The sequence below is a fragment of the Chitinophaga sp. OAE865 genome, assembly GCF_040546735.1.
GTDB classification, from domain to species: Bacteria; Bacteroidota; Bacteroidia; order Chitinophagales; family Chitinophagaceae; genus Chitinophaga; species Chitinophaga polysaccharea_A.
The window spans coordinates 3,746,777-3,767,624 of sequence record NZ_JBEPOF010000001.1 but is presented as its reverse complement, the minus strand read 5'-3'; the positions used below and the strand labels follow the sequence as shown (position 1 = coordinate 3,767,624).

The following is a 20,848-nucleotide window of genomic DNA, read 5'->3' as shown; positions in this document are numbered from 1 at the left end:
TATAGCAATAAACTCCTTACATATGAGCCTGGAAAAGTACCGGCAAAAAAGAACCTTTACCAAAACGCCTGAGCCTACCGGCGGAAAAAGTGAGGATCAGGCGCTACACTTTGTTGTACAAAAGCACGATGCCTCACACCTGCATTACGACTTCCGTCTTGAAATGAGAGGCGTATTGAAAAGCTGGGCGGTGCCTAAGGGCCCATCGATGGACCCGGCAGTTAAACGGCTGGCAATGATGGTGGAAGACCACCCGTATAACTATAAGGATTTTGAAGGCATCATACCTGAAGGCAACTATGGCGCCGGTACGGTGATGGTATGGGATGAAGGCACTTATGAACCAGCTGAACAGGATCATGCAGATAAGAAACAACAAACCAAAGACCTGCTCCACCAGCTGCACAGCGGTAAACTGAAGTTTGTGCTCAGGGGGAAAAAGCTCAAAGGCAGCTTCGCTCTCGTGAAAGCCTCCGGCAGAGGAGAAAACGCGTGGCTGCTTATGAAAGTAAAAGACCGCTACGCTTCTGAAACAGATGTTACCACTAAAAATAAATCAGTGATCTCAGGGAAAACGATTGAGCAGATCGCAAAAAACCCGGATCACAAAATATGGAAAAGCAACCGTGAACAAACCACGGTTGCTAAAACAACAGCCAGGAAAAAAGCGGCTACACCTGCTACTGATACGCCTGAAGCACTGCTGAAAAAAGGGAGATCTGCTCCCATGCCTAAAGGCATTAAGCCTATGCTGGCAGCTGTTACAGATACCCCGTTTGATAAAGAAGACTGGCTATACGAAATAAAATGGGACGGCTACCGCGCTGTAGCCTATCTTAATAACGGCAAAGTGGAACTGCTTTCGCGTAACCAGCTTTCCTTCAATGAAAAGTTCAGTGTGATCACCACCGCCCTGCAGCAATGGAAAGTAAAGGCAGTAACAGATGGTGAGATAGTAGCTGTAGATGAAAATGGCAATCCTGATTTCCAGGCATTACAAAACTATTTTAAACATGGTAAAAAGGCACGCCTGGTCTATTACCTCTTTGATCTTCCCTGGTACAATGGCAAAAGCCTTACACAGCTGCCGCTGGAAGAACGCAAAGCTATACTGGCAGACATCATCCCGGCAAACCAGGATGTGATCCTTTACAGCAACCATATCAGCGGTCAGGGTATTGCGTTTTACCAGGCGGCCATCGACAAGGGCCTGGAGGGCATTATGGCCAAGGCATCCGGCAGTCATTATATCATCGGGCGCAGAACAGAAAGCTGGTTAAAGATCAAGAACAGCCACCGGATGGAAGCTATCATCTGCGGGTATACGGCGGGCCGCAACAGCCGCAAACATTTTGGCGCCGTGATACTCGGAAAATATGAAGGAAAGGAATTGAAGTATATTGGTCATACCGGTGGCGGGTTTAACGATCAGCTGTTAAAAGATCTTTTTGCAAAGTTCCAGCCGCTTATTACATCCAAACATCCGTTTAAAACAAAGCCACAGACCAACATGCCGGCTACCTGGCTGAAACCGGTGCTGGTATGTGAAGTAAAGTTTGCAGAGATAACACGGGAAGGCATCCTGCGGCAGCCGGTGTTTATGGGATTAAGGGAAGATAAAAAAGCGGCAGACGAAAAGGATGTAAAAATTGTTAACCCGCCTGCCGTAAAAAAAACAAGCTCACGTAAAAAGGATACAGCGCCATTTTTACCGGAGGGAGATAAACAGGCAACAATAGAAGTAGACGGGCAGTTGTTGAAATTCACGAACCTCGATAAACTATACTGGCCCGATGAAGGTATTACCAAGCGCGATATGATCAATTATTACGCTGCCGTGGCCGATACGATCCTGCCCTACCTGAAAGACCGGCCACAGTCGCTCAACAGGTTTCCAGAAGGCATAAAGGGCTTTAATTTTTACCAGAAGAACGTGGAAGATAAAGTGGCAGACTGGATCCCTACTTTCCCATATACCAGCGAATCGGATGGGGAAACAAAATCATTCCTGGTATGTAAAGATAAGGCGACGCTGTTGTACATGGCCAACCTTGGCTGTATTGAGCTAAATCCCTGGCATAGCAGGATACAGCATCCGGATGAACCGGACTATTGCCTCATAGATCTTGATCCGGATACCAACTCCTTTAATGAAGTAATTGACACCGCACTGGTGATCAAAGATATTTTAGAGGAAATAGGCGCACCGTCTTTTGTAAAAACATCCGGGGCTACGGGCATGCATATACTTATTCCGCTGGGAGCCAGGTATAGCTTTGATCAATCGCGTATGCTGGCTGAACTGATCGTGAATATTGCCAATAAACAATTACCGGACAGCACCAGTGTGCTGAGAACTCCATCCAAAAGAAAGGGTCAGATCTATCTTGATTTTATGCAGAACCGGCAGATACAAACAATGGCGGTGGCCTACTCGCTGCGTCCCAAACCGGGAGCAACCGTATCTGCCCCGCTGCGTTGGGAAGAAGTGAAGAAGGGATTGAAAGTGGCCGATTTCAATATTCACAACATGCCCCGGCGCATAGCTGAAGAAGGCGACCTGTTAAAAGGGCTGTTGGGGAAAGGCATTAACATGAAAACGGTGCTGGGCAAACTGCAGCATTTACTATAATAAATGGGCCTGCAACCATGCAGGCCCATTTATTTATCAGGGTTTAAGGATCACTTTCACACAATCATCTTCCTTATGCTTGAAAATATTATAGGCATGCGATGCTTCAGACAAAGGCAACTGGTGGCTTATAATATCATCGAGGATCACCTGTCCCTGTTCTACAAGGCCAAGTAACTTATCGATGTAGTTCTGAACCGGCGCCTGTCCGAACTGCAGGATGAGCCCTTTGTCAAAGATGCGGTGAACAGGGAAGTTGTCGTACGGGCTTCCGTATACTCCCACTACAGATACCACTCCTCCACGGCGTACCGCTTCAAAGCATTGCTCCATTACTTTCGCAGTGCCTTTCTCTGCATTGACCACTGCTTTCACTTTATCAAAAAAAGAGCGTTCCGCTTCTGTTCCCACTGCGTCCACACATACATCTGCCCCCCTGCCGGCCGTCATATCACGAATGGCCTCCACTACATCTGTTTCGTGCGGGTTAAGGGTTTCCACTTTGTTCACCTGCCGGGCTTTTTCCAGGCGATAACCCAGCGGGTCAACCGCTATTACCCTGCCGGCGCCCTGCAGCCATGCCGCTTTCTGCGCCATAAGCCCCACAGGCCCGGAGCCGAATATCACTACCGTTTCGCCTCCTTTAAGCCGGCCCCAGTCGATAGCAGACCAACCGGTAGGAAATATATCGGTGAGGAATAATACCTGTTCATCAGACAAATGGTCGGGTACCCTGCGGGGATTTATATTGCCATACATTACGCGGACATATTCCGCCTGGCCACCGCTGTAACCGCCATACAGATCTGTGTAGCCATAGAGGCCGCCACCTTTTCCCTTCATCATATCGCCCTGCGGACCATAATGTTCCGGGTTGGAATGTTCGCAGTGAACCGGCATACTATGCTGGCAAAAATAGCAGCTGCCGCAGGAAACGGGGAAAGGCACCACTACCCTGTCGCCTTTTTTGAGATGAGTAACTCCTTTTCCTGTTTCCTCCACAATTCCCATAAATTCATGCCCCAGTACCTGTGGCCTGGGTTGGGGGAAAAATCCGTCATAAATATGCAAGTCTGATCCACATATAGCCGTTGACGTTACTTTCAGGATAAGATCCGTGTCTTTTTCCAGTTTGGGGTCTTCTACCGTGTCTACACTGATATTGCCCGGGTGGTGAAATACAGCAGCCTTCATACATGTTTTTATTTTATGTTAGGGATCAGTTTACATCCTGGTTCAGATCACCATCGCTTCGGCGGCTTTCCTCGTTGATATATTCCCGTTCTTTCCGGGAAGCGGCATGCTCCGGTTTTTTTTCACCAAGCGCTTCTTTACTGGGCTCATTCAGTTTGCGCGCATTGGCGGCTGCTTTGGTAGTACCCAGCAGGTCGCTCATCCATACATGCATCTTTGTTTTTGCACCGGAGATGATCTTCCGTTCTCCATTCATCATCGCATTGTAACCATCCTTCGCTACTACCTCCGGCGGAGCCAGTGTTTTCTCACGGTATGTAACGGTGTCTTCCTGGTGGGCCTTGTGGAAGAAATCTGTATCCGTTGCCCCGGGGAGTAATACGGTAACGGTTACATCGGTATCGCGCAATTCTTCCGACAGCGCTGCACCAAAGGAAATAACGAAGGCCTTTGTAGCGGCGTACACAGACAGCAGCGGCATGGGCGTGGTTCCTGCCTCTGAGCCCAACAGCAGGATACGGCCCTTATTGCGCTGCTGCATGTGTTTCAGGTAAAATTTTGTGAGCGACAGCAATGAAATAATATTCAGCTGGATAATGTCTACATCCCTGTTAAGATCTGTTTCAAGAAAAGGTCCCCATTCTCCCTGGCCGGCATCATTGATCAGCACATCCACATTAATACCCATGTCCTGGGTCTGTGCATAAATTTCAGCAGCGGAAGAAGGTATGAACAGGTCTTTTACAATGGGTGTTACTTCTATACCGTAAGCGGTTTTCAGTTCATCAGTTACCTCCTGCAAACGGTCCTCGTTCCTGGCTACAAGAACAAGATTGTAACTGTCGGCCGCCAGCAATTTAGCCAGTTCGTAGCCAATACCGCTGGTAGCGCCGGTGATTAATGCATATTCATTCCTGTTGTTAACATTCACGGTTGCCATAGAAAAAAGTTTGAGCGTGTGGAGAAATGATTTTAAAAAACCGGCAGCAAAGACAGGGCCGGTAATTTAACGATGTTACTGTTCAGCGTGCTGTTGGCACAGGATTTAGTGTGATAAAGAAAACACTTAAAAAAATGTATCGATCAGAAACTGATACTGAATTATTAAGCCATATCCGGCAGCTTCTTACCGGCAACCAGCAAACAGTAGCAGTGGCTGAAAGCGTTACTGCCGGCCACCTGCAGGTAGCGCTCTCGCTCGCTGAAAAAGCCATGGAATTTTTCCAGGGCGGCATTACCACTTACAACCTGGGGCAAAAAACAAAACATCTGAATATTGATCCCATTCATGGACAGCTGTGTGATTGTGTATCTGAAAAAGTTGCCCTGGAGATGGCAGTGGCTGTAGGGCCTTTGTTTGCGGCAGACTGGGGCATTGCCATTACCGGTTATGCCTCCCCGGTGCCTGAGCTGGGGATCGACGATCTCTTTGCTTATTATGCTTTCAGCTTTAAAGGGCATCCTGTATCACAGGGGATTTTGAGAGCCGGCCACAACAATGATCCGGTAGCAGTACGACAGTATTATACCCATGAGCTGCTTGTGCTTTTCAAGGAAGCCTTACATCTTCCTTATTCTCCCGTAAAAAAATAACAGAAGCGGTTACATGCTGAAAAATAACTCCCACACTGTAACCGGATTACCCAATGAATGGGTAACACTTTCCGCAGGTACAGAACAATCGCTTTGGAGGGATGGCGTGGCGTAGTCTTTGAACCAGCTCTTAAAAAACTCAGACTATGGAAAAGCAAACATCAAAACAAGCCACTCCCAACAAACAGGTAAGCGGAGGATTCAGCAGCCATGCTAATACACAAAATGCTGCCCGTGAAGAAGAAGACCTGGATACAGGATTAACTGCTGATGAAGAAGCAGACCAGGAAGTGGAAGACACTGATCCTGTTTTAGATGAAAATGACCTGGAAGAAAATAATCTTTCAGATGAGGAAGCTGATAACATCGACTGGGATGAAGAAAATTCCGCCAGCCAGTGATCCTCAGCGTTTCCCCTTACTAACCCATTTTTTATTTTCAATTTAATTTCCGGAGATGTATACATTAGGTATAAATGCCGCGTTTCATGACTCGGCTGCCTGTCTTGTAAAAGACGGGCAGCTGATAGCTGCGGCAGAAGACGAACGGTTCACGCATATCAAGCACGGGAAAAGACCCATTCCTTTTGCAGCTTACGAGCTGCCTTTTCATGCCATAGATTATTGTTTGCGCACCGCCGGTATTCATATTAACGAGGTGGATCATTTTGCTTACTCTTTTGATCCCTACCAGCTCATGGAGCCGGAGGTAGCCAGCACAGAAGAAATAAGGCTGCCGCTGTTTCCTGCGGGAACACTTACCGCAGAGAAATGGCAATCGCCCTGGGATCCGCTGTTCCTGCAGGCTATTGTAAACGCCAGGGGACAGCTGAACGACGGGTATCCGCATCACCTGCAGTCCAGCTTTTACCAGGGTAACAGCAAACCTGAACAGTGGCACTATATCGACCACCATCTCTGCCATGCTGCCAGCGCGTTTCTTCCTTCTCCTTATCATGAAGCGGCCGTAATGACCATCGATGGCCGTGGAGAAAGAGCTACCACTACTTTCAGCAACGGCTTCGGGAACACCCTGGAAAGGATCAGCCAGGTAAATATGCCGCACTCACTGGGACTACTATACGAAAAGATCACGACGCATCTTGGATTCCTGCACTCTTCCGATGAATACAAGGTGATGGCGCTGGCATCCTATGGCAAACCTGTTTTTGTAAACGTATTGCGGGATATTATTTCCCTTTCCGGTAACGGGCAGTACCAGGTGGAAGATGTAGACCTCGAAGAGATACTGGGCCCCAAACGGAAAAAGAATGATCCCTTCACTGCGCACCATTTCAACATTGCACACTCCATGCAGCAGGTGTTGCAGGAGAGTGTGCTGGCACTTGCTTCCTGGCTGAAACAGGAAACAAAGAGCGATACCCTTTGCTTTGCCGGCGGCGTAGCCTTGAATTGCGTATTGAATGCCACCATCCGTGATGCCGGTATCTTCAAAAATATGTGGGTGCAACCGGCGGCCGGGGATGCAGGCACCGCGCTGGGCGCAGCCCTGTGGCTGGATGCCAGGAAGCGGAACCCGGAGGGAAAGGATTTTGTGATGGATCATGCCTATTGGGGACCAGCGTACGGGGATGAAGAGATTGAACAGTTCCTCAAATGGACCAAAACGCCCTACCGCAGGCTGAATAATATTGCAGAAGAAGCCGCAGAACTGCTGGCTGCCGACAAGATTATCGGCTGGTTCCAGGGGCGGATGGAATTCGGCCCCAGGGCGCTGGGAAGCCGTTCCATTCTTGCCTCTCCCCTGCATGAAGATATGCAGGCGAGGCTGAATGAAGTGAAAGACCGGGAGGATTTCCGGCCGGTAGCGCCGGTGGTGACAGAAGAAGATGCCGCCGAATGGTTTGAAAATGCAAAACAATCGCCCTACATGTTGTTTGTATATCCTGTGCGAAAAGACAAGCGGGCCCTTATCCCGGCCGTTACCCATGTGGATGGCACCGCACGTATCCAAACCGTGAATGAGGCCCAGCATCCGGCTTATTACCAGCTGCTGCAGGCTTTTAAAAAGAAAACCGGTGTGCCTGTGCTGATCAATACTTCTTTTAACACATTGGGCAAACCCATTGTATGCACGCCTCGGGATGCACTTGAGTGTTTCTGGTCGTCCCCTTTTGATGCACTGGTAATTGGTTCTTTCCTTGTTGAAAAAAAACAATAACGATGACAAAAGATATAAAGATCTCCGTGGTGATCCCTACGTATTCCAGGCCACAGCTGCTGATGGAATGTATTCATGCACTGGCGTTGCAACACTTCGACAGTGAGGCATTTGAAGTACTGGTGGTAAGCGATGGCCCTGATGCTGCCACCAGAAAAGTAGTTAACTCATGGAAAGCAACGGGGCTGCTGCAGCTGAAATACCTGAGCCTGCAGCGTAAAAGCGGACCGGCAGCCGCCAGGAACAAAGGATGGAAAAACGCCGCTGCAAAAATCATTGCCTTTACTGACGACGATTGCCGGCCAGACCCCGAATGGCTGAACCGCATCTGGCAGCATCACCGGAAGGACGACGACCTGGTAGCCTATACCGGTAAAGTAATAGTGCCGTTGCCTGAGCAACCGGCAATCACTGATCACGCATTCAATACCTCCCACCTGGCCAAAGCTGAATTTATCACGGCGAACTGCGCATGCACAAAAGCCGCACTGGAACTTACCGGCGGGTTTGATGAACAGTTTACCATGGCCTGGCGGGAAGACAGCGACCTGGAATTCAATTTGCTTAAACATGGTATTCCTATCAGGTACCTGCCGGTGGCCAGGGTAATTCATCCTGTGCGCAAAAGCAGCTGGGGAAGCAGTTTAGCCGACCAGCGCAAAGGCATTTTTAATGCGTTGCTTTTCCGGAAATATCCCGACCTGTATAAAACCCGGATCCGGCAATCACCTCCGCTGAAATACTACCTGATGACCGGCAGCCTGGCCGCTTTCATTATTTGCCTGTTAGCAGGCAATTTGCCGGCAGCCGCATTGCTGCTGGGATGCTGGATACTGGGCTGGTTGTATTTTACCGCCCAGCGCTTAATGCACACCAGCCGGCAGCTGCCGCATATGCTGGAGATGCTGTATACCTCTGCTTTTATCCCGTTATTGTCTATCTACTGGCATTTTTACGGGAGCATTAAATACCGGGCTTTTTTTCTGTAGATGATCCGGCAGGCTGCAGCAGTTTGTCCACCGCCTTCAACACATTTTCCACGGTGGCTTTCTTCAGCCGGTGCTTGGGGATCCGGTGGTAGGAATACTGCAGCAGTACATTCCTGCTCTGCAGTGCAGGGGGCACATCAAAATATAATACTTCATTTCTCACCCGCCAGGGCGTATGCTGTAAATTTGTAAGCGCATACAGCACTACTACCGGTGTACCGGTAGCCGCCGCAATATGAATGGTGCCTGTGTTAACAGAAATTACCAGCGGGCTTTTCCTGATCAACAGGGCGAATTCAGCAACAGACAGTGTTCCAGCCAGGTTAACCGCCCCTTCACCGATAGCTTCCTTCAGGGTTTCCGCATCTGCCTCTTCTCCGGTGTTACCGGTGATCAGTAACTGGCATTGGTGCCGGGCAATGACCTGCCGGCCTATTTCCACCCATTTATGAAAGTTATACTGCCGCTTCGCGTCCTGTACCATAGGGTGCATTACGATCCAGGGTTTAAGATGATCAGCTCCATACAGCCTCATTTTCTTTATGATGCCCGGCCAATGGGTTTCATGTGTTTGCAGCGATAACTTTGTGCTGATCACTTCTGCGCCGGCATAAGCAGCAAGGTTAAGATCGCGCTCAACCTGGTGATGAATAATGTGGAGCGGCTCTTCATCGGGGATCCAGTGGCTCAGGAGCTGGTAGGGGTTCTCGCGGCAATAGGCGAGCCGCAACGGTATTCCGGCTTCAAAAGCCAGCATAGCGGCGGGTAACGGGTTCTGGCTGTATACGGTAAAAATAATAGCCGCATCAAAGCGTTCTTTTCTCAGGGTTTCTACCAGTTCCCGGTAGGTTTCAGGCGTAGCCACATGATCGTGTTTTACCCAGGGTGCATTGAAAATAATGACCTGGTCAATTTCCGGGATATCTGCCGTTACCGGTGCAGCGGCAGCGGAAGTAAGCAGGGCAAGGTGGCAGTGAAAGGACTCCTTTAAGGCCCTGAAAGCGGGTGTGCTCATAAGCAGATCGCCCATATTATCCAGGCGGATGCACAATATTTTCTTACAATCTTTCCAATGTACATTCATAATATGCATTAAGCAGGATGTGATAATTGCCAGGCGGATATTTTACGGATAATTGCAGTGGTGGATCTTCCTTTTACCAATGGCAGCAAAACCACCTCTCCCTGCAGTTCCTCCACCAGGCGCGCCTCCGGCAGGTCTTCCAGGGAATAGTCCCCTCCTTTTACAAACACCTGTGGCCGCAGCGCAGTGATCAGCGGCGCCGGCGTATCATCGGCAACGTCGCCAAACGGGATGATGTGCGTTACTGCGCCAAGCCCTGACAGCACCTGCATACGTTCAGCAAGTGTGTTTACAGGCCGGTCGCTTCCTTTCAGGCGGCGTATACTGTCGTCTGTATTAATGCCCACAATCAGCACATCGCCCAGCTCCCGTGCACGGCAGAGGTAATTCACATGGCCGCTGTGAAGAATATCGAAACAACCATTGGTGAACACTACCTTCCTGCCATTACTACGGTACAGGTTGCCCAGTGCTTCCAGTGTAACCGTATCCGTTAGTACCTTGCTGTCAAGCGCAACTGCCGCCAGCAGGTCGCTGGAAGTGCAGCAGGCCGTACTGCTTTTACTGATGGCTATACCGGCTGCCATACCTGCTACAGCAGCAGCTTCCGCCGGGCCTGCGCCATGCAGGCAGGCTGCAGTGAAAGCGCTGATATAACTATCCCCGGCGCCGGATACCTGCGGATATAATACTTTCTTTGCGGGTGTGTGCAACAGCAGCCTGTCTTCCTCAAAAATCAACGCTCCCGCTTCATCAAGTGTTACCGCGGTGATGCGGGCGCCGGTAGCTTTGAATATTTTCCCGCCTGCCTGTTGCAGGGTCTCCAGCCTGTTACTGCTGTTGAGCTTCAGTTTCAGTAAACGGGCAATCTCCTCACTGTTGGGTTTTACCAGTGCCGGTTGGAGTTCGCGGTAAGCGGTGAGATCTTTTGCATCCACGGCAAGAAAAGGCCGGTAACGGGATTGCAGGCGTTCCAGGGCATTGATAACCCGGGGCGTTAGTAGTCCTTTCTGGTAATCGGCCAGCACTACGGCATCAAAATTTCCGTATATCCGTTCCAGTTGTTGTATCACCTCGTCTTCCGTGTCAGGGCTGATAGCGGTTTCTGTGCCGGTGTCATAACGTGCAATAAGCTGAGGGCCGGACATCAGCCGGGTTTTACAGATGGTGCGGCGGTTTTGCGGGGAAAGGAAACAAGCGGTAATATGATGACGGTTGAACAATTGTTTCAGCTGCCTGGCTGCCGGATCATTCCCGGTAATGCCGAGGCAGGTCACTTTCATTCCAAGGCCAGCCAGGTTGATGGCTGTATTGCCTGCGCCTCCGGCAGCATACTCCCTGCTTCTCACCTCTATTACCGGCGCTGTGGCCTCAGGACAAAGGCGATGGCTCTCTCCTTTCATGTATATGTCGAGCAACAAATCACCAATTACCAGTACAGATAATTTTTTTTCCGGGGTACACATCTGTTTAATAAGTAAATCCATATACAGGGTTCTTTGAATGTTCTATAATAATATCCGCTGCAGCCGGCCATGAATCTGCCTTGTGCAATGGAGCCCGGTTTGCTTCCAGGTTCCAAACCGTTTCATGACCGTTGTCCAGCAGCAAGGTTTTACATCCCGCACGGTTACCGGCTTCTATATCATCAAGAATGTCCCCGATCATCCAGGAGGATGGCAGGTGCACCTGGTGCTCTCTTGCTGCCTGTAATATCATACCTGCAGAAGGCTTCCTGCACTGGCAGATTTGACGGTACTGTTTCAGGGCGGCCTCCGGATGGTGCGGGCAATAGTAAAAGCCATCAAGCCAGGCGCCCTCATCACGGAGCAGGCTGTTGATATGATTAAACACACCTACCAGCATAATTTCACGGAAGTAGCCTTTGGCCACGCCTGCCTGGTTGGTAACCAGTATCAGCGCATAACCCGCCTGCCGTAAACGCCGGAGTGACGCTCCCGCAAAAGGCTCCAATACAATTTTTTCAGGGTCTACATTATACGGCTCATCCCTGATCAGTGTGCCGTCTTTGTCAATAAATACTGCTCGTTTCATACGGCCCTTTTTATGGCAGCCGCTTCGCTTCTTCCTGCACTTCGCGCCAGTACTTCACTGTAAAGTTTGTGCATCCTGGAAGCCACCTGCTGCCAGGTAAATAATTTGCGTACCCTTCTTACCGCCTGCTCTCCCATTTCATTTAACCTGCCAGGCGCATGCAATAGCTCGCTGATAGCTGTTGCCAGTGCATCAGGATCCCTTGGCGGAACAAGTTTGCCTGTAACGCCGTCGGCTACACTGTATTTTATACCTCCCACATTCGCGCCTATCACGGGCGTTCCACAGGCCATGGATTCCAGCGGCGTAATGCCGAATGGCTCATACCAGGGCGTTGTAATAAAGAGATCGGCGGCAGAATAATAATACTTCAGTTCATCGCGGTTCTTATGCCCGGCAAACTGTATCCCTGCAGTTACACCCAGCTCTTTGGCCAGCATCTTCAGCCGCTGGGCTTCGTGATTATGCTGGGTTGGATTGGCATCCCCGCCTACTACAATCAACCGTACGTTCTGGTGCCGGCGGCAGCTTAGTTTCGATAATGCCTGTATTACATTATCGATTCCCTTACGGGGAACAATACGGCCAAGTTGTAACAATATTTTTTCTTCTTTCGGCAACCGCAGCATGATGCGGGCCAGTTGTTTATCTATGGGAAACAGCTCATCGAGATTTACGCCACAGGGAATAACAGCAATCCTGTCTGCCGGAGCATCGTAATACTTCAGCAGATCTTCCCGGTCCTGCGGGCATTCGGCCACGATGCCATCTGCCATCATCATCGCCTGTTCTTCAATAACAAGCCTTTCAGGCGGGAAACGGTCATTCTCTCCCTGGTATAGCTGCCGGATATGCCCAAGCGCATGAAAGGTGATGACATAAGGAATATGCAGCAAACATTTCAGTTCCATTGCCACAAGGGCCGACATGAAAAAGTTAGCATGAATAAGCAGGTAATCCATTCTTTCTTCTTTGATAAACTTCAGCATGTCTTCCCGGAAAGCAGCCATATATGGTAGCAGCTTCTCCTTTTCTATAACCTCCGGCGGTCCAGCATCTACATGAATGATCCTGATCCCCTGCCTCCACTGCAAACAGCGGGGATAGTCGCGGTTCTCCCTGCGGGTGAAAATATCTACAGCATATCCTTTTTGGGTAAGCTGTCTTGCCAGTTCCGCCACATACACATTTTGGCCGCCGGCGTCCACGCCGCCTAATATTGCCAGTGGGGAAGCATGCTCACTGATAAATGCTATCCTTTTCATACAATCAATTTTTATCCAGGAAACTAATGAACGTTACCTTTTAAAAAACAACAATAACACCAAGCCACAAATCAATATGGCAAAGCGTTTTCAGCGGCACGGCCATAATATTTCATGAGCCTGATTTAAACGCTTGTATGGTAAAGCGCTTCCATAAAACATATAGTACCGGCGCAACATGTAGCAAGATCGGGCATTGGGGCGCGGATGGGATAGAATAAAATTCACACAACAAGTATTAATCTCTACAATACGCCGGCACGGCATGCACAAAAAAAATGGATACAGTTCATGTATCCATTTCCGATATAAGGCAACTTAATGGTTATGCCTTTTTATGCTGCTGTATCGCTTCCCAGATCTGTTGTACAATATACCCTCCTTCCATTTCAGTGAGGCGGGGCGAGCAGGTAAAACCATCCCCGTTTTCCATCAGCATGAGGTTATCGGGTACGGCATGATGGAACATTTCTCCTATGTTATTGTTCAGCAGGTAATACACGGAATGGCCGTTATAGGTATCCGGCTGGATGTCCAGCGTGTATGCCTGGCCATTCACCGTTGCATTTAAGTGTTGTATCATAATAAAAGGTTTTATCAACCCACCACAACTATTACACCAGTACAACTGGCATGTTTCTGGTCGTTTCCGTTCATAAAAAAAACATGAGCACACAGATCCAGATGATGGCGGAATATACCGACAGCATTGAATTTCATTCGTTACCGCCCGCCATTATCAAACAACTTAAAATCCATTTACTGGACAGCCTGGCATCCATGATTTTTTCAATACGGGAATCTGTTCCACAAAAAGTGGCGCAGGGGCTCGGCAGGTTGTCTGGCGTACAGGGCCCCGGGTTCCCGTTGAAGCTCGCTCCAAATTTTGCAGCACAGTATTACACCACATTGATCAGGTATCCTGATTTTATGGATAATTTCCTGGCCAAGGAATCTACCTGCCATCCCAGCGACAACGTTGGCGCCCTGCTGGCAGCGGCCCACACTAAAGAGATCAGCGGGGCCGATTTCCTGGCAGCCATGGCTTTATCGTATGAGATAGAATGCCGGCTTACAGAGCAGTTACCGGTGATGATCACAGGGCATGACCATACCACCCTGCTGGCATTTTCCGCCACCGCCGGGATTGGCAAACTGCTGAAGCTGCCGGCAAATCAACTGATGAATGCATTAAGTATTGCGGGCTGCAGCTATCATCCGCTGGTCACCTCCCGCGCCTCTTATACCACGCAGTGGAAAGGACTTGCATCATCGCTGGTGAATGAAGGCTGTATGACCATTTGTATGCTGGCACAGGAGGATATTACCGGGCCGGTGCAGTTATTTGAAATACCCGAAAAAGGGTTCAACGACATTTACGGTATGAAACTGGAGTACGACTGGACCCAGGATAAATTTGAACTGATCCCGCATTGCTGCCTGAAAACCTATAACGCTGAAGTACATACGCAGAGCGCTATTGCAGCGGCCGTAGAGCTGAGGGAACAACACCATATCAAAGCAACGGATATCAGGCAGGTGGAGGTAACCACTTTTCTTACCGCCTTCCACATTGTTGGCGGCGGCGAATATGGCAACCGTACCCTGGTGCACAGCAAAGAGCAGGCAGACCATAGTATGGCTTATGTAATTGCAGCCGCATTACTGGACGGAGAAGTTACACCGGCCCAGCTTACCCCTGAACGGATCACCCGCACGGATGTGCAGGAACTGTTACAACTGGTAAAAACACATACCAGGTTCCCCTTGCATAAACCTGTGAAAGTAGCAGGTATGCTGGACCCGTATACAGCGGCTTACCCCGGCAAACTTAAAAGCAGTGTAGTCATCCATATGAAAAATGGTACAATATTTAAAGCGGAAAAAGATACTTATAAAGGATTTTATACAACTCCATTTACCTGGGAAGATGCAGCCGAAAAATTCAAAAGGCTTACAAACGGAAGGATACCGGATAATACCGGCGCACAAATTATGGAATTGGTAGCAGACCTTGAGCACAGCAGTATTAATCAACTGTTACAGATAATTTTTAAATCATGATGTTCAGCCATATACAACGCATTGCAATACTAAGGGCCTTACAGCTGGGCGACCTGTTATGCGCAGTCCCTGCCTTTCGTGCGCTGAGAGCGGCTTTTCCACAGGCGCATATTACGCTTATAGGATTACCATGGGCCAATACTTTCCAGCAGCGCTTTTCGCATTACATAGATGAAGTAATGGTATTTCCGGGTTATCCCGGGCTGCCGGAACAACCGCCTGATCCGGCAGCGTTCAATACCTTTATGAGCTCAGTGAAAAGCAAGCACTATGATCTTATATTGCAGATGCAGGGCAACGGTACCCTGGTAAACCCACTGGTACAATCGATGGGCGCCAGGTATACCGCTGGCTTTACACCCAAAGGCAGTGTTCCTGAAAGCGAGCTATTTGTTCTGTATCCGGAAGACCTGCATGAAATTGAGCGGCACCTGTACCTGCTGGAGCAGCTGGGCATTCCCCCGGCAGGAAAGCATCTTGAATTTCCGCTGACCAGCGCCGACAGGGATTCTCTCAGGAACCTGCAACTGCCTTGTGACGATTATACCTACATTTGTGTGCATCCCGGGTCCCGCGCCGCCTGGCGGCAATGGCCTCCTCCTTACTTTGCCGCAATGGCCGACCATCTTGCAGACCAGGGCTGGAAAATAGTGCTTACCGGGAGTATAGAAGAAAAGGAACTGACCCTGGCTGTAAAAAGCTATATGCGCTTTCCTGCTTTGGATGTGGCAGGGGAATTAAGTCTTGGTGGCATGGCAATGCTGATAAAAAAATCGAGGGCATTGGTATCCAACTGTACAGGCGTATCGCATATTGCCGCCGCCACAGCCACTCCCAGCGTAATCATCAGCATGGATGGAGAGCCGCATCGCTGGGCCCCGCTAAACACGCACCTGCATTGTACCACCGACTGGACGCGGCATAACGACTTTGACCGGATGCTGATAAAGGCGGATGAATTACTGGCGCGTACGGAGAGCAGGTGTTACCACCGGGCTTAATGTTGCCGGCGGTGAAATACAGGAAGCCTGATAAACAATGCCAGCACCGGGCTTAATGCCCGGTGAGCGCCGGCTCCGCAGAAAACAGCCCTTCAGGTTGCCAGTCGGTACTGGTTACCTGGCGGAACACCTGTTCCCATGCGGTGGTAAAGCGGGTGATATTAAACAACGCATCCGCTGTTTCCTTTGCCCGTGCTCCCAGCAACTTTGCATGATCATGATCGTTTAAAAGCAATTGCATTTTTTCTGTGAGGTAATTTACGTCGGTATGTATATACCCGTTCTCTCCATCTTTAATAACCGTTACCAATTCCGTGGTGGCCAGCGCTACCACCGGCATTCCCTGCATCATGGCCTCACAAACAGCCAGTGCCAGGCTGGTATGCCTTACCGGGTGAAAATAGAACCTGAACCTGCTGCGGAAAGCGGGAAGGTCCGGATGAAGCACTTCCCCGACTCCCTCCTGGTTCCCCATCCCTGCAAGCTCCAGCGGCACCTTTCTGCTCACCTGGTCATAAATATCCCAGCCAAGGGTACGGCCGCGCTGCCTGAGATGATTAATTGTTACCAGGCCCCTGGGCAGATCACCGCAATAGGGATATGGCGAATCCGTGACTCCGTGCGGGATAACGGTAACGGGCGTACGATTGTTGTTCCACATCAGCTTGTTGAAGTGGGTAACGTGTACCAGTAATACCATGGGATCGTCTACTACATGCGGCTGATTCACCGGGTCCCTGGATGGGGTGTTGTGCTCCAGGTAAATACGCGGTAACCGCTGCTGGGCGGCCGAAAGCACCTCAAACTGGTCTGTGAGGTAATTCTTCTCCGACTGGAACAGGATACAGTCGAACGCATAATGCTTTACTTCTTCAAAAGGAATTTCATGCACATTATCACCGAAGGGGAATGTTGCTCCCCTTCCGTAATATCCTTCTTCACGGTTTTCCTTTACCGGGATATAAAGTTCATAATTTCCCTGGGAAAGATAGTACAGGTAACTGCCATGTACATGCCAGGTAAAGATCCTCAGTTTTTCAGAGACATGGTACATAAGTTATTTTTTATGGAGGTCATCAATAATAACACCAAAACAACGGTATCTTCAAGGAGTTATTGTTGCCGCTTATTGCCGTTTTTCGTTTTTTTACGTTTCAGCAGGTCTTCCTCATGTTTGCTCAGGGCATCTCCTATGGCTTCTTCCACTGAATGTGATTCTCTCATGCTCATTCTTTTCTTTGTTTCTTCCACCATTACACAATAGTATTTATGTAATACATCCAGTTCTTCTTCCGATAAATTCTCCACATCTATCAATCTGTTACTGGCTGCCTGGTTCGCAGCTATCAGTTCGTTGAGCTTAAGCTGTACTGATTTGGCATCTTTATTCTGCGATTTCTGTATAATAAATACCATCAGGAAAGTGATGATGGTAGTACCGGTATTAATAACAAGCTGCCAGGTGTCTGAGTAGCCGAAAACAGGGCCGCTCACGGCCCATATAATGATCACGGCAAGGGCTATAAAAAAAGCCCAGGGGCTGCCGGTAGCGGCAATTACTTTTGAGGCCATCGTTTCAAAGAAATTGGAGTGCCTTTTCTTGTTGATAAGCGCTTTCATAGCATTAGCGGTTTAGTTCCGTTTATCAAGCAGTACAACTTTTGCACCAGCGCTTTTTCCGGGAAAAAACCGGTTATTACGCCCCGGTTTGCCCCTGGTTCGCCACGGGATTATCCCTAAGGGTTCCCGGCTGTTTCCCCATTTCCACGCATGTTCCCGGTAATTCGTATATTGTTTCTGATTTCTCACAGAAGACACAACAGAATGTATACGTTTTAATACGGCATCTACCCCTCAAAAATGACGCATGCATATTTTGAATATTATTAAGAACGCTGGTACCCAGTACGTCACTGAACCAGAAAAGCGTTCACTTATTATTATCAATTCCCTTGCCTTCCTGACCGGTATGCTGGTTTTTATTTTGGGAGGCGTTTTCTACCTGCTGGTCCACAGTCTGCTGATCCTGTTGCCTTTATTTCTGGAGGGAATTGGGATGTTTGGAGTGATTGTATTAAACGGAATGGGAAAACGGAACAGCGCCAATTTTGGCATGTTCGCGCTACATTATGTAGCTGCCGGTTACTGGACAATTTTACTGGGCAATGCCATTCCGATCGAAGTGGTGATCGCCTTTCTGCTGATCCTCCTTATTTGCGGTTCTTTTCTTGTATACAGGCAGCATAAGATACGAATGCCATTGCTCCTGGCCATCGGGGTATTGCTGGTGATAACACAGGTCAATAGTTATTTCGGTTTTATCAAACCTATCGATCTCAGCCCCACTTCTGCTTATATCATGCGGCTTTGTACCACCAGCGGGATGCTTACTTTTATCCTGTTTGTGATCTTTGAGTTTATGAAAGAGATCATCCGGCTGATGGACGACCTGGGTAAATCGAACAGGGAGCTGTCTACCAACGCCGCATTTCTGCGGGAAACCTTTCACGAGCTGAAAACGCCGCTGAACAGTATCTACGGTATTGCCCAGCTGCTGGACCTTGCCAGGAACGCCAACAAACATGTTCCTGTTATACAGGAAATAGACATGGACCTTAAAAATTTACTGGGCGCAGGCCAGTTGTCGAAAGACATAGTAAATAATGTACTGGACCTGAAACGGATAGAAGCCGGTAAATTCATGGATATTAAGATGGGTACTGTTCATTTGCAGCACTGCATAGAGCAGTGCATGGCAATGAACCAGTACACGGGGATCCTGCAGGGCGTTAACCTGGTGCTGGATTACCGGTTGCCCCAACAATTTATAGAAAGTGATGAAATAGTGCTGATCAAAATCATTAATAACCTGACTTCCAATGCTGTAAAATTTTCTCCTGCCGGCGGCGAAGTGATGATCAGTGTTTACCGGGAAGGGACTTCGCTTTGCGTACGTGTAAAGAACGAGGGACAGATAGCGCCTGAGCGGCGGAAAAAGTTATTCCTCCCCTATGAATCGGAGCGGAATCATATTACCTCCGGCACAGGTATCGGCCTGCACCTGACCAAGCAGCTGATCACCCTGCTGGAAGGCAGCATTCATGTGATCTGCGAAGAAGGGCATACTATCTTTGAGTTTACGATCCCCTACCGGCCGGCGCATCCGCCTACCAGTGCGGGGAGGAAATTTGAGATCGGGAAAGATGAATTTGAAGGAATGAAGGTATTGATAGTGGATGATAATAAGATGAACCAGTACGTGGTTGAAAAGTTTGTGCGCAAAGGCGGGGCTACCGTGTTATTGAGCAGTAACGGTAAGGAGGCGCTGGAAACCACCCTGGCAGAAAAACCTGATATCATTATCACCGACTCACAGATGCCGGTAATGAACGGGCGGGAATTCCTGCTGGAACTGCGCGCCATCCCGGCCTTTTCGGGGACTCCATTTATCGTAATATCGGGAGATGCTTTCAACAAATACAGTAATGAATCCGAGGAGCTCTTAAAACTGGGCGCCACGGCCTTTTTCAATAAGCCCTTTTCTTTCGAGGAGTTGTATACTGAGATGATGAAGCATCTCCCGGCCAGATCTATAAAAACCTAAACTTTACTTTTGTACCGCTCCGTATCAATAAGGGCCCAGTCGAAATAGGCTTTTATAGCAATGTACAGCCCTTCGATATATACCTCCAGCTGCGCATTGATTTCCTGGCTCCAGAAAGGAAGACCGGCCCGGTGCTCTTCCAGGGTCCGCAAATTACCGTGGTATTCATCTGAGATCTGCTGAATAGCTTCTTCCAGGGAAATGTTCAGTTCCTGTTCATAAATCAGCACCAGGTTCAACCCTTTTGTTTTCAGTTCCCTCTCACGTTCCAGGGAGTGCAGGTCGTTCGCCAGGTTGGCCGTAAGGTTCAGCAGGAGCTCTATCTTCTTCACCAACCAATGCTCATACACTTCTTCGGGCAGGTCAATCTTCCCGAAAATACTTACCAGGGGAAACATAATATAGAACCCGGTTTTAGGGCGCCACTGCAGGTATTCACGGATAGTAGGACTATAATCTCCTTCCTGCATTTCTGTTTCCCACAAGCATTCTTCAAAATAGGAAACCATTTCTTTACAGAAGAGGGAGTAAAGGAAGGGGGAACTGAGAACGGAGAAACGGGTGCGGATGTTGATCAGGGCTTCATTGAGCGGTGTTTCCACGGTACTTTCCCGGTGTTCCATAATGGCGACAAAACCGTTCAGCATTCTGCGCAGCCAGGCGCCTTCCAGGGTACCGGAGGAGAAGCGGTCGCATTTATCGTCGATGGTGAACAGCCAGGTAATCAGATCGCCTACCAGGCACAGTTCTTCGTAATTGGCGGCGGGATATTCCCTGGCCGCATACCAGCCGAATTTCCCTTTGTTGAACCGTTTGAGCTTTTCGGGCGATTCCAGGCGGAATTCGTGGGCCCATTTGAAAGTGTGCGCCTGCACTTCTTCTGCGAGCGGGCTAATGGCAGAAGGGACCGGGAATTCCAGGGCAGGAATGAAAAGGGTTTGTGTGTCCATGTGTTTAGTATTTATTAAGTGAAAAGAATCGGCATACGGAATTAAACCGGCAAGGACCGGGGTAAGCAAAGGGCATCAAAATGGATAAACAGTTGATATTCAGACAATCAGCGTAATATGCGGGTCAGCCGGTATGGGTGGCCCGGTACGTCATAACAAAAGTCTGTAAAAATGTTTTAGCAGGGAATGGTTCAGGGTATTTGCGTACAGGAAGCCTCCCGGACAACGGCACCAGG

General features: G+C 49.1%; 18 protein-coding genes. 8 read left to right on the top strand and 10 right to left on the bottom strand.

The window, feature by feature from the left end; genetic code table 11:
• The first annotated feature begins 22 nt into the window (after positions 1–22).
• Positions 23–2,632: a DNA ligase D gene (gene ligD, locus ABIE50_RS15355; RefSeq protein WP_209860094.1), complete on the top strand. Its 2,610-nt coding sequence runs from the start codon at positions 23–25 to the stop codon at positions 2,630–2,632.
• Positions 2,633–2,668: 36 nt separating this feature from the next.
• Here ligD and ABIE50_RS15350 read toward each other — a convergent pair whose 3' ends face one another.
• Both ABIE50_RS15350 and ABIE50_RS15345 read right to left on the bottom strand, forming a co-directional pair.
• The gene (locus tag ABIE50_RS15350) at positions 2,669–3,826 is read right to left on the bottom strand and encodes an alcohol dehydrogenase catalytic domain-containing protein (protein ID WP_209860096.1); all 1,158 of its coding nucleotides are present in this window, start codon (positions 3,824–3,826) and stop codon (positions 2,669–2,671) included.
• A 25-nt stretch (positions 3,827–3,851) separates the two neighbouring features.
• Positions 3,852–4,766 (bottom strand): SDR family NAD(P)-dependent oxidoreductase, encoded by a 915-nt coding sequence (locus tag ABIE50_RS15345; protein WP_209860098.1) that lies wholly within the window; start codon positions 4,764–4,766, stop codon positions 3,852–3,854.
• 134 nt (positions 4,767–4,900) lie between these two features.
• Here ABIE50_RS15345 and ABIE50_RS15340 point away from each other — a divergent pair, with 134 nt between their 5' ends.
• From ABIE50_RS15340 to ABIE50_RS15325, 4 genes are all read left to right on the top strand, one after another.
• Positions 4,901–5,419, top strand: coding sequence for a CinA family protein (locus ABIE50_RS15340; RefSeq protein WP_209860105.1), 519 nt, complete (start codon positions 4,901–4,903; stop codon positions 5,417–5,419).
• Positions 5,420–5,565: 146 nt separating this feature from the next.
• Positions 5,566–5,820 (top strand): hypothetical protein, encoded by a 255-nt coding sequence (locus ABIE50_RS15335; RefSeq protein WP_209860107.1) that lies wholly within the window; start codon positions 5,566–5,568, stop codon positions 5,818–5,820.
• 55 nt (positions 5,821–5,875) lie between these two features.
• Complete coding sequence (locus ABIE50_RS15330; RefSeq protein ID WP_209860109.1) at positions 5,876–7,600, top strand: carbamoyltransferase family protein; 1,725 nt, start codon at positions 5,876–5,878, stop codon at positions 7,598–7,600.
• A gap of 2 nt (positions 7,601–7,602) precedes the next feature.
• Positions 7,603–8,589: a glycosyltransferase family 2 protein gene (locus ABIE50_RS15325; protein WP_209860111.1), complete on the top strand. Its 987-nt coding sequence runs from the start codon at positions 7,603–7,605 to the stop codon at positions 8,587–8,589.
• On the opposite strand, the gene ABIE50_RS15320 is transcribed toward ABIE50_RS15325, so the two are convergent.
• The 5 genes from ABIE50_RS15320 to ABIE50_RS15300 all read right to left on the bottom strand — a co-directional run bounded on the left by ABIE50_RS15320 (position 8,564) and on the right by ABIE50_RS15300 (position 13,576).
• Positions 8,564–9,673 (bottom strand): glycosyltransferase family 9 protein, encoded by a 1,110-nt coding sequence (locus ABIE50_RS15320; RefSeq protein ID WP_209860113.1) that lies wholly within the window; start codon positions 9,671–9,673, stop codon positions 8,564–8,566. The genes ABIE50_RS15325 and ABIE50_RS15320 overlap by 26 nt on opposite strands.
• 8 nt (positions 9,674–9,681) lie before the next feature.
• On the bottom strand, positions 9,682–11,160 hold the full coding sequence (gene rfaE2 / locus ABIE50_RS15315; RefSeq protein ID WP_209860115.1) for a D-glycero-beta-D-manno-heptose 1-phosphate adenylyltransferase: 1,479 nt from the start codon (positions 11,158–11,160) through the stop codon (positions 9,682–9,684).
• Entirely contained in the window at positions 11,144–11,728 is a 585-nt protein-coding gene (locus tag ABIE50_RS15310) for a D-glycero-alpha-D-manno-heptose-1,7-bisphosphate 7-phosphatase (protein ID WP_209860117.1), read from the bottom strand. The genes rfaE2 and ABIE50_RS15310 overlap by 17 nt, the downstream gene beginning before the upstream one ends.
• Entirely contained in the window at positions 11,725–12,993 is a 1,269-nt protein-coding gene (locus ABIE50_RS15305) for a glycosyltransferase family 4 protein (RefSeq protein ID WP_209860119.1), read from the bottom strand. Before ABIE50_RS15305 ends, ABIE50_RS15310 begins: the two co-directional genes overlap by 4 nt.
• A 325-nt stretch (positions 12,994–13,318) precedes the next feature.
• Complete coding sequence (locus ABIE50_RS15300) at positions 13,319–13,576, bottom strand: hypothetical protein (protein WP_142685259.1); 258 nt, start codon at positions 13,574–13,576, stop codon at positions 13,319–13,321.
• An 83-nt stretch (positions 13,577–13,659) separates the two neighbouring features.
• Between ABIE50_RS15300 and ABIE50_RS15295 the strand changes: the two genes are divergently transcribed.
• Both ABIE50_RS15295 and ABIE50_RS15290 read left to right on the top strand, forming a co-directional pair.
• A complete protein-coding gene (locus ABIE50_RS15295; RefSeq protein WP_209860121.1) occupies positions 13,660–15,057 on the top strand; it encodes an MmgE/PrpD family protein in 1,398 nt (465 codons plus the stop codon).
• Positions 15,054–16,058: a glycosyltransferase family 9 protein gene (locus ABIE50_RS15290; RefSeq protein WP_354028032.1), complete on the top strand. Its 1,005-nt coding sequence runs from the start codon at positions 15,054–15,056 to the stop codon at positions 16,056–16,058. Before ABIE50_RS15295 ends, ABIE50_RS15290 begins: the two co-directional genes overlap by 4 nt.
• A 52-nt stretch (positions 16,059–16,110) precedes the next feature.
• Here ABIE50_RS15290 and ABIE50_RS15285 read toward each other — a convergent pair whose 3' ends face one another.
• Together ABIE50_RS15285 and ABIE50_RS15280 are read right to left on the bottom strand one after the other, a co-directional pair.
• Positions 16,111–17,112, bottom strand: coding sequence for a glycosyltransferase family 4 protein (locus tag ABIE50_RS15285; RefSeq protein WP_209860123.1), 1,002 nt, complete (start codon positions 17,110–17,112; stop codon positions 16,111–16,113).
• Between the two features lie 59 nt (positions 17,113–17,171).
• Positions 17,172–17,678, bottom strand: a complete 507-nt coding sequence (locus ABIE50_RS15280; protein ID WP_209860125.1) for a low affinity iron permease family protein — start codon at positions 17,676–17,678, stop codon at positions 17,172–17,174.
• A 247-nt stretch (positions 17,679–17,925) separates the two neighbouring features.
• Between ABIE50_RS15280 and ABIE50_RS15275 the strand changes: the two genes are divergently transcribed.
• On the top strand, positions 17,926–19,662 hold the full coding sequence (locus ABIE50_RS15275; protein ID WP_209860127.1) for an ATP-binding response regulator: 1,737 nt from the start codon (positions 17,926–17,928) through the stop codon (positions 19,660–19,662).
• On the opposite strand, the gene ABIE50_RS15270 is transcribed toward ABIE50_RS15275, so the two are convergent.
• Positions 19,659–20,612, bottom strand: a complete 954-nt coding sequence (locus ABIE50_RS15270) for a terpene synthase family protein (RefSeq protein ID WP_209860129.1) — start codon at positions 20,610–20,612, stop codon at positions 19,659–19,661. The two genes, ABIE50_RS15275 and ABIE50_RS15270, sit on opposite strands and share 4 nt — an antisense overlap.
• Positions 20,613–20,848: the final 236 nt, after the last annotated feature.